General features: G+C 69.0%; 14 protein-coding genes. 11 read left to right on the top strand and 3 right to left on the bottom strand.

The genetic code is table 11. The features are described from left to right. Positions 1 to 48 precede the first annotated feature (48 nt). The 9 genes from ABZ880_RS52615 to ABZ880_RS52575 all read left to right on the top strand — a co-directional run bounded on the left by ABZ880_RS52615 (position 49) and on the right by ABZ880_RS52575 (position 9349). Positions 49 to 1137, top strand: coding sequence for an Lrp/AsnC family transcriptional regulator (locus ABZ880_RS52615; protein ID WP_361278724.1), 1089 nt, complete (start codon positions 49 to 51; stop codon positions 1135 to 1137). 99 nt (positions 1138 to 1236) lie between these two features. Next, complete coding sequence (locus ABZ880_RS52610; RefSeq protein ID WP_361278721.1) at positions 1237 to 1797, top strand: MarR family transcriptional regulator; 561 nt, start codon at positions 1237 to 1239, stop codon at positions 1795 to 1797. Further along, positions 1794 to 2447 (top strand): NAD(P)H-binding protein, encoded by a 654-nt coding sequence (locus ABZ880_RS52605; RefSeq protein WP_361278719.1) that lies wholly within the window; start codon positions 1794 to 1796, stop codon positions 2445 to 2447. Before ABZ880_RS52610 ends, ABZ880_RS52605 begins: the two co-directional genes overlap by 4 nt. 520 nt (positions 2448 to 2967) lie before the next feature. Further along, entirely contained in the window at positions 2968 to 3867 is a 900-nt protein-coding gene (locus tag ABZ880_RS52600; protein WP_361278717.1) for a VOC family protein, read from the top strand. Positions 3868 to 3912: 45 nt separating this feature from the next. Then, positions 3913 to 4890 (top strand): alpha/beta hydrolase, encoded by a 978-nt coding sequence (locus tag ABZ880_RS52595; RefSeq protein WP_361278714.1) that lies wholly within the window; start codon positions 3913 to 3915, stop codon positions 4888 to 4890. A gap of 60 nt (positions 4891 to 4950) precedes the next feature. Beyond that, entirely contained in the window at positions 4951 to 6291 is a 1341-nt protein-coding gene (locus tag ABZ880_RS52590) for an aromatic ring-hydroxylating dioxygenase subunit alpha (RefSeq protein WP_361278712.1), read from the top strand. A 17-nt stretch (positions 6292 to 6308) separates the two neighbouring features. Then, a complete protein-coding gene (locus ABZ880_RS52585; protein WP_361278710.1) occupies positions 6309 to 6872 on the top strand; it encodes a 3-phenylpropionate/cinnamic acid dioxygenase subunit beta in 564 nt (187 codons plus the stop codon). Between the two features lie 148 nt (positions 6873 to 7020). Next, positions 7021 to 8229: an FAD-dependent oxidoreductase gene (locus tag ABZ880_RS52580; RefSeq protein ID WP_361278708.1), complete on the top strand. Its 1209-nt coding sequence runs from the start codon at positions 7021 to 7023 to the stop codon at positions 8227 to 8229. 94 nt (positions 8230 to 8323) lie between these two features. Then, a complete protein-coding gene (locus tag ABZ880_RS52575; protein ID WP_361278706.1) occupies positions 8324 to 9349 on the top strand; it encodes an aldo/keto reductase in 1026 nt (341 codons plus the stop codon). Here ABZ880_RS52575 and ABZ880_RS52570 read toward each other — a convergent pair. After that, positions 9337 to 10218 carry an IclR family transcriptional regulator gene (locus tag ABZ880_RS52570; RefSeq protein ID WP_361278704.1) on the bottom strand — a complete coding sequence of 294 codons (882 nt, stop codon included), beginning with the start codon at positions 10216 to 10218 and terminating at the stop codon, positions 9337 to 9339. The genes ABZ880_RS52575 and ABZ880_RS52570 overlap by 13 nt on opposite strands. Positions 10219 to 10545: 327 nt before the next feature. Between ABZ880_RS52570 and ABZ880_RS52565 the strand changes: the two genes are divergently transcribed. Beyond that, on the top strand, positions 10546 to 10878 hold the full coding sequence (locus ABZ880_RS52565) for a non-heme iron oxygenase ferredoxin subunit (protein ID WP_361278701.1): 333 nt from the start codon (positions 10546 to 10548) through the stop codon (positions 10876 to 10878). 293 nt (positions 10879 to 11171) lie between these two features. Here ABZ880_RS52565 and ABZ880_RS52560 read toward each other — a convergent pair whose 3' ends face one another. Further along, positions 11172 to 11516 carry a DUF4158 domain-containing protein gene (locus ABZ880_RS52560; protein ID WP_361278699.1) on the bottom strand — a complete coding sequence of 115 codons (345 nt, stop codon included), beginning with the start codon at positions 11514 to 11516 and terminating at the stop codon, positions 11172 to 11174. Between the two features lie 358 nt (positions 11517 to 11874). Between ABZ880_RS52560 and ABZ880_RS52555 the strand changes: the two genes are divergently transcribed. Further along, on the top strand, positions 11875 to 12852 hold the full coding sequence (locus tag ABZ880_RS52555) for a helix-turn-helix domain-containing protein (RefSeq protein ID WP_361278697.1): 978 nt from the start codon (positions 11875 to 11877) through the stop codon (positions 12850 to 12852). Here ABZ880_RS52555 and ABZ880_RS52550 read toward each other — a convergent pair. Further along, positions 12824 to 13729, bottom strand: coding sequence for an alpha/beta hydrolase (locus ABZ880_RS52550; protein WP_361278695.1), 906 nt, complete (start codon positions 13727 to 13729; stop codon positions 12824 to 12826). The genes ABZ880_RS52555 and ABZ880_RS52550 overlap by 29 nt on opposite strands. Positions 13730 to 13807: the final 78 nt, after the last annotated feature.

Below are 13807 nucleotides of genomic sequence, written 5' to 3'. Positions count from 1 at the left end.
CCACGCCACGGCACCTTGAACGCCCACCCATGCGGGCGGGCGTTCAAGGTGCCGTGGCGTGCGCGCAGCTCAGGTGATGACGACGGGGCGGTGTCCGGCGGCGGCCGGACCCGCTTCGTCCGGCCGGGGCGCGCATCGACACCGGGCCCGAACAGGAACCACTGGGAGTACGGCGTGCTCGACTCGCTCGACCTGAAACTGTTGCACGCACTGCAACTGGACGGCAGGGCGCCCTTCAACCGCATCGCGGAGACGCTGGGTGTGTCCGACCACACCGTCGCGCGCCGCTACCGGCGGCTGCGCGACACCGTGCGCCTGCGGGTGCTCGGCATCACGGACGGCAGTCGGCTCGGCCGTGACACCTGGATCGTCCGGCTGCGCTGCACCCCCGACATCGCACCCCAGTTGGCGGACGCGCTGGCCCGGCGTCCGGACACCGCCTACCTGGGCCTGATCTCCGGCGGTACGGAGGTGATGTGCGGGATGAAGCCGCGCAGCCGGCAGGAGCGCGACGAACTGCTCTTCGGACGGCTTCCGCGCTCACCGAGTGTCATCTCGGTCACGGCCCACTGTGTGCTGCGGCACTTCTACGGCGGTCCGCTCAGCCTGCCGAGCAAGATCGACGCACTCGGGCCCGAGCAGATGTCGGCGCTGCAGCCGCCCTCCGTGGACACCGACGGAACGCCCGTCACCCTGGACCAGGCCGACGAGACGCTGCTCGCCGTGCTCCGACGTGACGGGCGCGCTCCCCTCACCGAACTCCAGGCGGCGACGGGCCTGTCGGAGGGAGTGGTCAGACGACGCCTCGACCGCCTTCGCTCCACGGGTGTCCTCTACCTGGACGTCCAGTTCGATCACGAACCGCTCGGCCGAACGGTGGAGGCGATGCTCTGGCTCACGGTGGCGCCCGCAGCGCTCGCCGCCGTCGGCAGGGCTCTCGCGGAACACCAGGAGGTGCGCTTCGCCGCGGCCACCACCGGTCAGGCCAACGTCGTGGCGGCGACCCTGCACCGCGACACGGCCGAGTTGTACACCTATCTCAGCGACAGGGTCGGCGCGCTCCAGGGCGTCCAGTCCGTCGAGACCGCGCTCATTCTGAGACAGGTCAAGGAGTACACGTATGAGCCAAGCCGCTGACAAGTCATGGATTGATTTGTCGGAATGTGGGAGACTTGACTGGCTATACAGTGATTTTTTCGCGATGCTTGCTCGCAGGTCTGCTGTATAGTCAGTCTTATGAATGACGGTGCCGCGGATCGCGGTTCGCTGGTGAACGACGAGGGCGTCGTGCTGTTCGGCGACATCCTGCGGCTGGTGAACACCATCGGTGACCGGGCCTCGCGCGTGATGCGCGAGGCCACCGGGCTCACCGGTACGGAGTTCGAGGTCCTGTTGCGACTGGCCCGCCATCCCGAGAACCGCACCACGAACGCCCGCCTGGCGCAGGAGCTGTCCGTCGACTCCGGTGGACTGACCCGACTGGTCGCCCGGATGGAGACCGAGGGCCTGCTGGCGCGGCATCCGCACCCTGACGACAGACGGGCGATGCTGCTGGAACCGACCGACCGTGGCCGGGAACAGCTGACGCGCGCACTTGAGGCCCACGTGCCGCAGGTCACCGCGGATCTGCTGGAGCCGCTCACCAGGGTCGAGCGGCTCATTCTGCGGGAGCTGGTCAGCAAGGTGCTGGCCGGCGCTGCCGGGGGCTCGCAGCAGGCGGCGTCAGGGTCATGCACGGCCCAGGCGGCGCACCCGGACTCACCCCATGCGAAAGAAACGAACGGAGACACCCCGTGAAGATCCTCCTGATCGGCGCCACCGGCATGGTCGGCTCGCGCATCGCCGCGGAAGCACTGGCCCGAGGACACGAGGTGACCGCGGCGACCCGCTCGGGTCGTTCCGGCGACCTGCCGGAGAACCCCGCGCTGACCACGGCGACCCTCGACGCCTCGGACCCCGCCCAGGTGGCCAAGGGCGCCGCCGGTCACGACGCCGTGGTCTCGGCGATCTCCCCGGCTCGCGACGGCTCCGTCGACCCGGCGGTGTCGCTCCTGGCGACGTACCGCTCCCTGATCGAGGGACTGCGCACGGCGGACGTACGGCGGTTTCTCATCGTCGGCGGGGCGGGCAGCCTCCAGACCCCCTCGGGTGTGGACCGGGTGGACACCCCGGACTTCCTCGACATCTACAAGCCCGAGTCGCGTGCCCTGCGCGAGGTCCTGCGACTGTTCCGGGCCGAGGTGACCGACCTCGACTGGACGTACCTTTCCCCGGCGGACGAGATCGGCCCCGGTGAGCGCAAGGGTGTGTTCCGGCTCGGCGGTGACCAGATGCTGTACGCGCCCGACGGCAGCAGCACCATCAGCGCCGAGGACTTCGCGGTCGCGCTGGTCGACGAGCTGGAGAAGGGCGACGCGATCCGTCGCCGTATCACCGTGGCCTACTGACGGCCGCTCACGGCGCGGCCGGGAGAACGGGGCGCCGCCGCGGAGGACGTAGTGCGCCACCAGCAGGTCACGGCCCTTGCCTCTGGGGCCCTGCGCGCGAACGTCCGGGCCCCAGGGTGCCCCTTGCACAGGCACAACCAACAGGTCCCCCGTGGGCCGGAGTGGCACAGCGCTCCGGACCCCCGGGGGACCTGCGTATGCGGTCGGTGCTCCTCCTGGGATTCGGAGCACTCTCCCCGAGTGACTTCCGGGCCCCTTCGGCCCATGCAGCACTCTCGCGTGAGCCGTCGCGCCCGCCGACCGTGATCACGGCGAGTCGGACACAGCGGCGGTCAGCCGTGGAGGATCGGTTGGCCCCCGGGGCAGCCGGCAGGCGGGCGACGAGGCGCGCAGATTCCACGACAGCTCAGTGGATCTCCCGCGCGGGTCCGACATGCGGACCAACCGCGTTGTGGCCTTCGTACGGCCACTCCTACCTTCGGCTCCAGGAATTCGCACAGCGTCTCCGGGAGGATTCCATATGAGTCTCGAGGTAACTTCCCTCGGATATCTCGTCATCACCGCCGAGGACGTCGCGGCATGGCGGACATTCGCCGAATCCGTCCTCGGAATGCAGGTCGGTCAGTCGCCTGACGGATCCGACGACGGAAGTCTCTATCTCCGCGTCGACGAGCGGAGTTGGCGCGTCGCGGTGCAACCGGGTGCCGACGGCGGACTGACGGCCATCGGGCTGGAGGTCTCCAGCCGCGAGGCGTTCGAGAACCTGCGCAAGCGGCTTTCGAACAGCGGGATCGAAATCGAGGACGAGCCGCGACTCGCCGAGCGGCGGGGCGTCCTGGACGTGTTCAGGACACATGATCCTTCCGGGCACCCGGTCGAGTTCTACTACGGCGGGAAGAGCGACCGCGAGCCGTTCGTCTCGCCGCGCGGAGCGCGGTTCGTGACCGGCCCGCAGGGACTCGGGCACGCGGTTCTCTTCGTCGACGAGTACGAACGGGTCCGCGACTTCTACGTCGGCACACTGGGATTCCAGGTCCGGGACGTCCTGGTGATGGGGGAGCCGTGCTCCTTCACCTCGCCCAACCCACGGCACCACACGGTGGCGTTCGTGTCGATTCCGGGCGTGCCGCCGATGCTGCAGCACTTCATGCTCGAGGTCGACGACCTGGACACCGTCGGACGGGCCCTCGACCGCGTCCAGGACAACGACGTACCGCTCAGCCTGAGCCTCGGGCGGCACACGAACGACCGCATGCTCTCCTTCTACTGCGAGAGCCCCTCGGGAGTGAAGGTCGAATACGGCTGGGGCGGCCGTCTCGTCGGCGGCGACCACAACACCGGGTACTACGACGCCGCGTCCGTGTGGGGCCATCGACCGCCCCCCGGAACCTCCATGATGGACGGTCTGGGCACCGACTGACCCGCACGTCCGCAGGCCTTCCCCTTCCCCGCAGAGAGAGCTGAAATGGCCCTGAACGACGAAGAACTCATCACCGTCCCCGGCATGCTCAGCCGCTACGTCCGGCTGCCGAACGGAACCAAGGCCCACTACATGACGTCCGGCGAGACCGGCCCGGCCGTCCTGCTGCTGCACGGCGGGATCATCGGCTCGTCCGCCACCGCCGGCTGGCGCTTCATGGCGCCGTTCCTCGGCGCCCACGGCTTCCGGGTGTACTGCCCCGACCTGCCGGGCTTCGGACACACCTCCGGCCACGAGAGCGCCTACCCGGCCGAACACGGCAACGCCGCACACGTCGACTTCCTGCACGACTTCGTGAACGCGCTGTGCCTGGACACCTTCCACATCTCCGGCAACTCCATGGGCTGCCTGAACGCCGTCAACTACACGCTCGCGCATCCGGAGCGTGTCAGCAGTTACGCCCTCATCGCGGGCGGTCTCGGCGATCTCGTCCCGTCCCCGGACCTGCGGCCCGGACAGGAGAAGTCGGACCGGCCGGACATCATGGCGTTCGACGGCACGCCGGAATCCATGCGGAAGATGATGTCGGCGATCATCCGGGACTCGTCCACCGTCACCGAGGACCTCGTGGCCATGCGGACCGCCGCCGCGCTCCGTCACCAGGACTACTACCGCCGCCGCACCCAGCTCTCCTTCGGCGGCGAGGACAAGGACATCCAGGCGCGTCTGTCGACGAAGGGCCGTTTCGACCGCCTGTCGATTCCCGGGATCTACCTCTACGGAAAAGAGGACGTGCTCGTTCCCCACGAGGTCTTCGGCTACCCGCAGGAAGACGCGCTGCCGGGCGTGCAGTTCTTCTACCCGGAGGACACCGGGCACCAGGGCCAGACCGATCAGCCCGAACTCGTGAACCAGCTTTTCCTGGAGTTCTTCCGTGACGGGAAGGTGTCGTGGGAGACGGCACAGCGGTCCGGTATTTCCGACCGGCGTCCTCCGTTGCCCGAACTCGTCGACGTCAGCTGATTTCCGGCAGGAGATCCGCATCCCGCACGCGCCACGCCATTTCGTCACGGAGGTACGGAAATGGAGAGTCTGGACAGGCTCATCGACTTCGAACAGGGACTCGTCAGCCCCGAGATATTCTCGGACCCGGAGATCTACCGCCTGGAGCAGGAGAAGATCTTCGCACGGTCGTGGCTCTTCTTGGCCCACGAGTCCCAGATCCCCAAACCGGGTGACTTCTTCTCCACCTGGATGGGCGGGGACCCGGTCCTCGTCGTCCGCAGGAAGGACATGACCGTCGGCGCGTACCTCAACGCCTGCCGGCACCGGGGGATGAAGGTCTGCCGCGCCGACTCGGGCAACACCAAGGCGTTCACGTGCACATACCACGGCTGGACGTACGGAACCGACGGCAAGCTCGTCAACGTACCCAGCTTCGAGGACGCCTACTACGGTGAGCTGAAGACGGCCGACTGGGGACTGGTGCCGGTCACCCAGGTCGACGAGTACAAGGGGCTGATCTTCGGCAACTGGGACCCTTCCGCGCCACCCCTGCTGCAGTACCTGGGCGACTCGACCCGCTTCCTCGACACCATGATCGACCGCCGTGAGGGCGGCGTCGAGGTGCTCCCCGGCATTCACAAGTGGACCTTCGTCGGCAACTGGAAGCTCGCCGCCGAGCAGTTCGCGGGCGACGCCTACCACGGCCAGATCAGCCACGCCTCGGCCGCGATCGCCATGCTCGAAGGGGTATCTCTGGAGGCGGCTCCCGGGGGCGGCGATCCGTTCGGCAGCGTCGTCGGCTACCAGTACTCCGACGGCTGGGGCCACGGTACGGGCTTCTCGTTCGACCCGCGCGGACAGCTCTTCCCGGTGTTCTTCACCTCCGACGTGCTGACGGACTACTACCGCTCCACGCACGCGGAGCAGGTCGAGAGGCTCGGTGCGGAGTGGGGCTTCCACACCTCGCACAACAACATCTTCCCGAACCTGTCCTACCTCAAGCCGCAGAACAGCCTGCGCGTGTGGCACCCGAAGGGCCCCAACAGCTTCGAGGTGTGGGCCCTCACCCTCGTCGACAAGGCCGCCCCGCCGGAGGTCAAGGAGGCGCAACGGGTCGCCACGATGCGCACCTTCAGCGCCTCCGGGATCTACGAGCAGGACGACGGCGAGAACTGGAGCCAGATCGGCGAGAACCTCAGCCGAGGCGGCGCGGTCATCCATCGCACGATGCTGAACTACCAGATGGGCCTCGGGCACGACGGGCCGAGCGACACCTACCCGGGCACCATCGGGAGCCAACTGGTGGGGGAGGGCCCGCAGCGCACCTTCTACCAGCGCTGGCTCGAACTGCTGAAGTCCGAGGAATGGCCGGTCCCGAAGGACGCGTCGGGCGTGCTGACCGCCGCGGCCGACATCTAGAGAGGAGGGCCAGGATCATGACGACCGTCGACGAGGAGACCTCCGCGGACGTGCCGGGCATCAGCCTGGACGTCGATCTGCCGACGTACCACGAGATCAGTCAAGTCCTCTATCTCGAAGCGAAGTTGCTCGACGAGCGGCGTTACGAGGAGTGGTTCGCGCTCTTCGCGGACGACATCCGGTACTGGATGCCGATCCGCTACAACCGTCTGTCGCGTGAACTCGCCTCCGAGACCTCGGGCGTCGGGGAGGCGGCCAACTTCGAGGAGGACAAGGCCTCGCTCTGGCAGCGGATCGTACGACTGCGGACCGGGATGGCCTGGGCCGAGGACCCGCCGAGCCGGGCCCGGCACATCGTCACCAACATCTCTGTCGAGCCCGGGAGTTCGCCGGAGGAGTACGACACCCGGTCGTACTTCCTCACGTACCGCACCCGCGGTGACAGCGAGTGGGACCTGTGGGTCGGCCGCCGGGACGATGTGCTCCGGCGGGTCGGTGACCACCGGTGGCAGATCGCCAACAGGACGATCACCCTTGACCAGGCGACGATCCTGTCCAAGAACCTGAGCGTCTTCTTCTAGACCCGGGACCGAGTGGGGGGCGTCGGAACGGGCCCTGTTCCGGGGGTGAGGAAACCCTCCGTCCTGACGCCGTCCGCTCTCGGGGCCTCGCAGGGAGCCGGGGCCTCTCTCCGGAACAGACCGTCCTGATGCCGTGAAGGAGCTCGATGTGAGGGTGCTGATCGTCGGAGCCTCGCTGGCCGGACTGCGTACCGCCGAGGCCCTGCGAGCCTCGGGTTCCGACGCCGCCATCTGCATGGTGGGCAGTGAGCCCCATGCGCCGTACGACCGTACACCGCTGTCCAAGGAACTGCTCACCGGCGACAGGGAGCCGCACGAGGTCGCGCTGAGGACTCCGGAGCAACTGGCGGATCTGGAGCTGGACCTGAGGCTCGGCACCGCCGCCACGTCCCTCGACCTCGCCGGCCACGGCGTCGGGTTCGACGACGGTTCCCGGCTGACCGCCGATGTCATCGTGCTCGCCACGGGGTCGCGCTCCCGGAGCCTGGCCGGCACGGCGGGGTACGACAACGTCTTCGGGCTGCGCTCGCTGGAGGACGCGGCGGCGATCCGGGCCGCGATGACGACCGCGACGTCACTGGTGGTCGTGGGCTCCGGATTCATCGGCTCGGAGGTCGCGTCGGCGGGCCGCGCCCGCGGACTGGACGTGACGGTGATCGAGTCGGCGTCCGCGCCCCTGGCCCGGGTGTTCGGGGCGGAACTGGGCAGCAAGCTGGGTGGTTTCCACGAGCAGGCGGGAAGTTCGCTGCTGTGCGGCAGAACCGTCGTGTCGTTCAAGGAAGCCGGAAGCTCCCGTGTGGACGGAGTGCTGCTCGACGACGGGACCGAGGTGGCGGGCGACCTGTTCGTCATCGGCGTCGGATCCGTGCCGAACGCGGAATGGCTGTCGTCGTCGGGGCTGGACGTCACGGACGGGGTGCGCTGCACGGCGTCCGGCCAGGCCGTAGGAGCGGAGCACGTGTACGCCGTCGGTGACGTCGCCCGCTGGTGGAGCCCCCGCTACGGCGAGGCGGTACGGACCGAGCACTGGACCGCGGCGGGGGAGCAGGCCGCCGTGGTGGCCGCCGTGATCCAGGGCAGGACGCCCTCGGACGACCTGTTGCCCTATGTGTGGTCGGACCAGTTCGGCCACCGTGTGCAGATCGTCGGAAGGCCCAGGGCCTCGGACGATCTCGCACTGCTGCGGGATGTCGAGGAGGGCCTCGCCGCGATCACCGGACACGACGGAGTGCTGTCGTCCGCCGTCGTGGTCGACCAGCCGCGGCTCTTCGCCCGGCTGCGCCGCATGGTGCGCGATCGCACCCCCTGGAAGACCGCCGTCGCCGACTCCGGGGGGCTCGTGCGTGCCCGGCCGTAGCCGAGGAGCCCGCCCCCGGACCACTGAGCCGTTGCAATCGCCCCGTGCCGGCAGACGCCGGCCGTCGCAAGGGCCCTCAAGGATGGAATGACCAATGGAATACGCACTGCTGGGCCGCACCGGTGTCAGAGTGTCGCGCATCGCCCTGGGCACGGCGCTTCTCGGCCTCGCTCCCGGTGAGGCCGAGTCCGGCCGCTTCGTGCACGCCGCTGTCGATCTGGGCGTCAACGTCTTCGACTGCGCGAACACCTACGGAAACCGTCCGGCGTTCGACCGCCCCGGACTTCCCGCAGCCGCGGAACGACGGCACGCCGAGGAACTGCTCGGCAAAGCCCTGCGGGGCCGCCGCGACGACGTCCTGGTGTGCACGAAGGTCGGTGAGCCCGTCGGCGACGGACCCAACGACGGTGGTCTCGGACTGGCCGTACCGGGGCAGGTGAACCGGGGTGGAGGGCTGAGCCGGTTCCACATCCTGCGGGAGGTCGACAGGAGTCTGCGCCGCCTGCAGACGGACCACATCGACGTCTACCACCTGCACCACCCCGATCCCGACACCCCCGTCGAGGAGACGCTCGGCACGATGGACGACCTGGTGCGGCAGGGGAAGATCAGATACGTCGGGCTGTCGGACCACTTGGGCTGGCAGATGACCAAGGCGGTCCTCACGGCCGACGCGCGGAGCGCGGCGCGGCCCGTGCTGAACCAGATCGAGTACAACCTGATCCGGCGGGCCGCGGAACGCGAGATCGTGCCGGCCGCCGAGGAACTCGGAGTGTCGCTGACCTGCTTCAGCCCGCTGGCAGGCGGGGCGCTGGCCGGACTCGACGTGCTGGAGCGCCCCTTCGGAGGTCTGCGGCGATGGGGTGTCCCTGTGACGTTCTCGCAGGAACAGCGTGACGCGGCCGGTCTGCTCGACACGTTCGCCAAGGACTGGGGCCAGGCCCCGGCGCACCTGGCGCTGCGGTGGCTGCTGGACCGGCGGCCCGTGGCCGCGGCGATCATCGGCCCCGAGTCGGTCGAGGAACTCGCGGCTGTGGTCGGCGCTGTCGACGTGGCTCTGGAGCCCGAGCAGCTCGCCGCGCTCGACAAGATCGGGCGGCCCGGGTCTCAGCCCTGGTGACGCGGGGAGCCGCTCGGCGCCGTGGGCTGTCCCGGGTCGCCGCATTCAGGCTCCCAGGCGCTGTGCTGCGGGTCGAGCGAGGGCATCACCAAGGTCGAGAGCAGCTGCGCGGCCCGGCTCACGGCGCGTTCACAGGCCTTCGCGTCGAAGCGGTAGGTGGGTCCGGACATCGAGATCGCCGCCGCCACGCGACGGCCGGAGTCGAAGAGGGGCGCGGCGACGCAGGTGAGACCGACCTGGGCCTCCTCGATGTCGTACGCGACCTTCGCGTCGCGGATCTTGCGTAGCTCGGCGAGGAGCCGGCCGGGCTGGGAGACGCTGTACCTGGTCATCCGGGGCAGTGGTCCCGACACGATCTCCCGCACGAGGCCCGGGTTCGCGTAGGCCAGCATCACCTTGCCGAGTGCGACACAGGTGGCGGGGAGACGGCCGCCGACGTGCGAGGGAGTGGGCATCGACCTGTGACCGTGGATCTTCTCGACATAGAGGACGTCCTGCCCGTCCAGAACCGCGAGGCTGACGGTCTCGTGGGTGAGTTCGTAGAGATCCTCGAGATACGGCAGCGCGCGCTCGCGCAGGTTCACGCTCTTCGGCCGGCTCGCCGCCGCCCCGAGCTCGAACATCCGCAGTCCCAGCAGATAGTCGGTGCCCCGGCGCTCGACCATTCCCGCCTCGGCGAGGACGGCGAGGAGACGGTAGGCGGTCGGCTTGGGAATACCGACACGACGGGCGAGTTCGGTGAGACCCGCCTTTGATTCCATACCGGCCAGCGAATCGAGCAGTGCGAGTGCTTTGTGTACCGAACTCAGCGAATGCTCACGGTGGTCGAGTGTTTCCGTTTTGTCGCCGGCAGGCTCCGTGTAATTCATGCCTCACGCCCTTGTTGAGTCAGCGGCCCGACCGCGCTCTCGAACTCCTGGGGAGGAGTGTGGCAGGTTACGGGAATATGTCAACAAGGTTCACCTCTCTTTGGCATTCCGGTCCCTCCCGTGAGGACGAGGGAGCCCTTCCGCTCCCCCGGGGTCTCGGTGAGCTCGGTGTTTACGGGCTGTTTCAACATGCGGAACATCGGGTTTCCCTCCGTCCGGCGTCGGCCCGAACATGTGGATGCCGTGGCCCGGCTCCCTCCGGCCGGATGGAGCCGTCCGCCGTCGCCGGCAGTGGATCAAGAATTCCGGTGGAAAGGAACGTGGAAAATGGCATGGCTTCGCGCCTGTGGCCCCGATGATCTCCAGGAAGGCGAGGCGCTGCGTATCGAGACCTTGCCGCCCATTGCCCTGTTTCGCGTAGGAGGGGAATTCTTCGCGATCGACGACACATGCACCCATGCGCTCTCGTCGCTGTCGGAAGACGGTTATCTGTCGGGTGAGGAGGTCGAATGCGGATTCCACTTCGCCAAATTCTGCGTTCGTGACGGCCGTGCCCTTTCCCTTCCGGCCTCGAAGCCTCTCACCACTTTCGCGGTCAAGATCGGCGACGACGGCGTTCACATCGACGTGGGCGAGCGGCCGTACCGGCAGATGCGATGACCCCGGGTTGCTGATCACCGTGGTGACCGCGGCGCGGCGTGCCGCCGAGTGATCGCGCTCTGGCGGACGAAGGCGGTCATTGAGAGCACGGCCCCGAGGGCCGCATCGCCGGTTCCGAGGAGGACTCCTCACCCTTGGTGCTGGTGGGCCAACGGAACAGCCGGTATCGGTGAGACTCATCTTGAACGGTGAGAGGGTTCCGGCCGTGCTGTCGGGGTCCTCTGCCGTGGCTGGGACCCGCAGGTCAGCCCACGTGAGGCTGGGCCTGGAGCTGTTCGCGGAGGTCGATCTCCTCAAGGGTGAGCGGGTCCTCGGTTCGGCGGATGCGCACGGGCTTGGGCCGGAGTGGCAATCCGTTCGTTGCCGGACCAGCAGCGGTCCCACAGCCAGCGGGCCGGCTTCCACCAGGCGTCGCTCTCGAGGCCGCTGTAGCCGTGGGCGTCCTTGATGGCGTTCTGGCGGTCCCAGCGGGTGCGCTCGGCGCCGTACCCGGTCAGCGCCGGTGGGACACGGCCGAGTTGGTCGGCGACGTATGCGACGACTTCGGCTGGCGTGTCCTCGGGGTGGGCCAGGTAAGTGCCCAGGAACCGCACGGTGCCCAGCTGGATCGCGTAGCCGAGCTGCGACCTCGCGCCCATCGATCAGTCGTGACCAGCAACGCCCCTCATTTTCTCAAGGCGGGTTGGGGCGCCGAAGATCTCCGCACGATCATCGACACCTTCCTCGCCCAACTGCAGAGGCGTGGAAACACCAGCCACCCGGGTGCTGTTCGATCGCGATGTGCGTGCCACCCCAGCTGGAAACGAGAGGTGTCACGCGCGGCGACGTGCGGCGGGCTCGCGTTCGGCGACGTGTCGGGCGACCGAGGCGACGCCGGGGCGGGCTTATCGCCCCAGGGAGCGGACCGAGGCGTGGCGGGAGCGGGCCGGCGGCATCGGGGTGGACGTGCCGTCCTCGGCGGCGTACAGAGAGAAGCGGGTGTGTTTCACTGGTCGTATGGCTACCGGAGCGACGCGGATCCGGCCGGTCTCGGGCGACGGCCGCACACGAGAACAGGACGTGCTGTCCGCCGTCCATGTCCCGTGGCGGCTGGAGTCCCGGGAGCCCGGTGATTTCCGGCCGGGCGGTGGCGAGATCGGGTGGATGCGCGCTCACGAACTGACGCGGTCCCGGATCGTGGAGTCCTCGGCGGCTCCGGTGGGCGGGCGGCGCGGACCGGAGGAGATCGCGCGTACCGAGGACGAATGGATCGTCGCCCTGGTCCAGCTCCGGGGACGCATGGTCATCGGTGGTGGCGATGAGACGGTGGAACTCCGGCCGGGTGGCGTCGTGGTGTGGGACAGCACGGCACCGGTCTGGTTCGACATCAAGAAGAAGGACCACAAGCGCAGTGTCTTCTTCCCGCGCGAGTTCCTTGCCACGCTGTGCCCGACTCTCGACGCCCGCCCGATGGTCGAGCTGCCGTCCGCGGACCCGGCTGTCGGCCTGTTCCGGGCGGTGACGGGCGATGTGGCCCGCTACGCGCCGGAGCTGGACGACACGGGTCGGCACGCCTCGTCCCGGGCCCTCGCCGAACTGCTGGTGGCATGTCTGCGGCCGCGGGTGCTGCACGGGCGGGCGGCGCTTCAGGCCGCGCTGTTCAAGCGTGCCTGCGCCCATGTCGAGGGACGGCTGGAGGACCCGGATCTGAGCCCCGGGGTCCTGGCTGCCGAACTGAAGGTGCCGCTGCGCACTCTCCAGGACGTGTTCGCCCAGCGAGGCCACACGGTGCGGGGATACGTCAAGGCCCTCCGCCTCGGCCGCGCCCATGTGGAGCTGAGCCGGGCCGACGGCCGCGGTGTCACCGAGATCGCCTTCGCCGTCGGGTTCGCCAACGCCGGACACTTCAGTCGCTCGTTCCACGAACGCTACGGTGCGAGCCCGCGCGAGGTGCGCGCGACGGCCCTCAGCCGGCAGCGCCGAGGTGCTCCGTGAAGAAGGCGACGGCCGCCTCCGCCGCCCGGTCGAAGGCCAGGGCGTCACGGTAGACGTCGAAGTGGCCGCCGCGGATGCTGACGTACTTCTTGGGCTCGTGGGCGCGGGAGTAGGCGGCGAACTGGAGCTCCGGCGGGCAGACGAGGTCGTCCTCCGCGACGATCATCAACATGGGGGTGGGACTGACGCGCTCGATGAGCAGGCCCGGTTCGTAGCCGGTCAGCAGCTCCATACTGCGGAGAGTCACTTCGTTGCGATAGGTGGGGAGGTCGTTGTGCGTCTGGACGAACTCCCAGGAGTCCGGGGTCGGCAGGGCGGCCGGGGCGGTGGGGTCGGGGGAGGCCACGGGGATCATCGCGGGAGTCCCGCCCGCCATGCGCGCCCTGCGGTCGGCCCGGTGGAAGGCCGCCGCCGCGGCGAGCGCCGGCGCGGGCACCAGCCGCTGGCCGCATTCGCGGCCGCTGACCATGGGCACCTGGGCGACGATGGCGCGCACGCGGCGATCCTGGCCGGCGAGGACGATCACATGTCCGCCAGAGAGGCTGGAGCCCCAGGCCCCGATGCGCTCCAGGTCGGTCTGCGGCAAGGTCTCCGCGAAGGTCACGGCGTCGCTGTAGTCGCGCATCTGCAGGAGCGGGTCGATCTCCTGGCGCGGGGTGCCCTCGCTGGTGCCGAGGTTGCGGTGGTCGTAGACGACGGCGGCGAGGCCGGCCGCCGCGAACCGTTCGGCCAGGTCGGGCAGGCGTCCCCCCTCCTTGACGCCGGAGAGGCCGGTGGCCATGACCACGGTGGGGAAAGGACCGGGGCCCTCGGGTACGTAGTGCCAGCCGCGCAGGAGAGTCCCGTCGGTGGTCCGGAATTCGATGTCGTTTCGCATGGTTCCGAGCATGGACGGGGGCGGGAGGCGGTGCTGCTCCGGACGCGCAACCGCATGTGCGCTCGCGCGCAACACCCG

Source organism: Streptomyces sp. NPDC047043 (assembly GCF_040644055.1).
Taxonomy (GTDB): Bacteria; Actinomycetota; Actinomycetes; order Streptomycetales; family Streptomycetaceae; genus Streptomyces.
The sequence above is the reverse complement of the archived record's forward strand: the minus strand, read 5'-3'. Positions and strand labels throughout refer to the sequence as shown.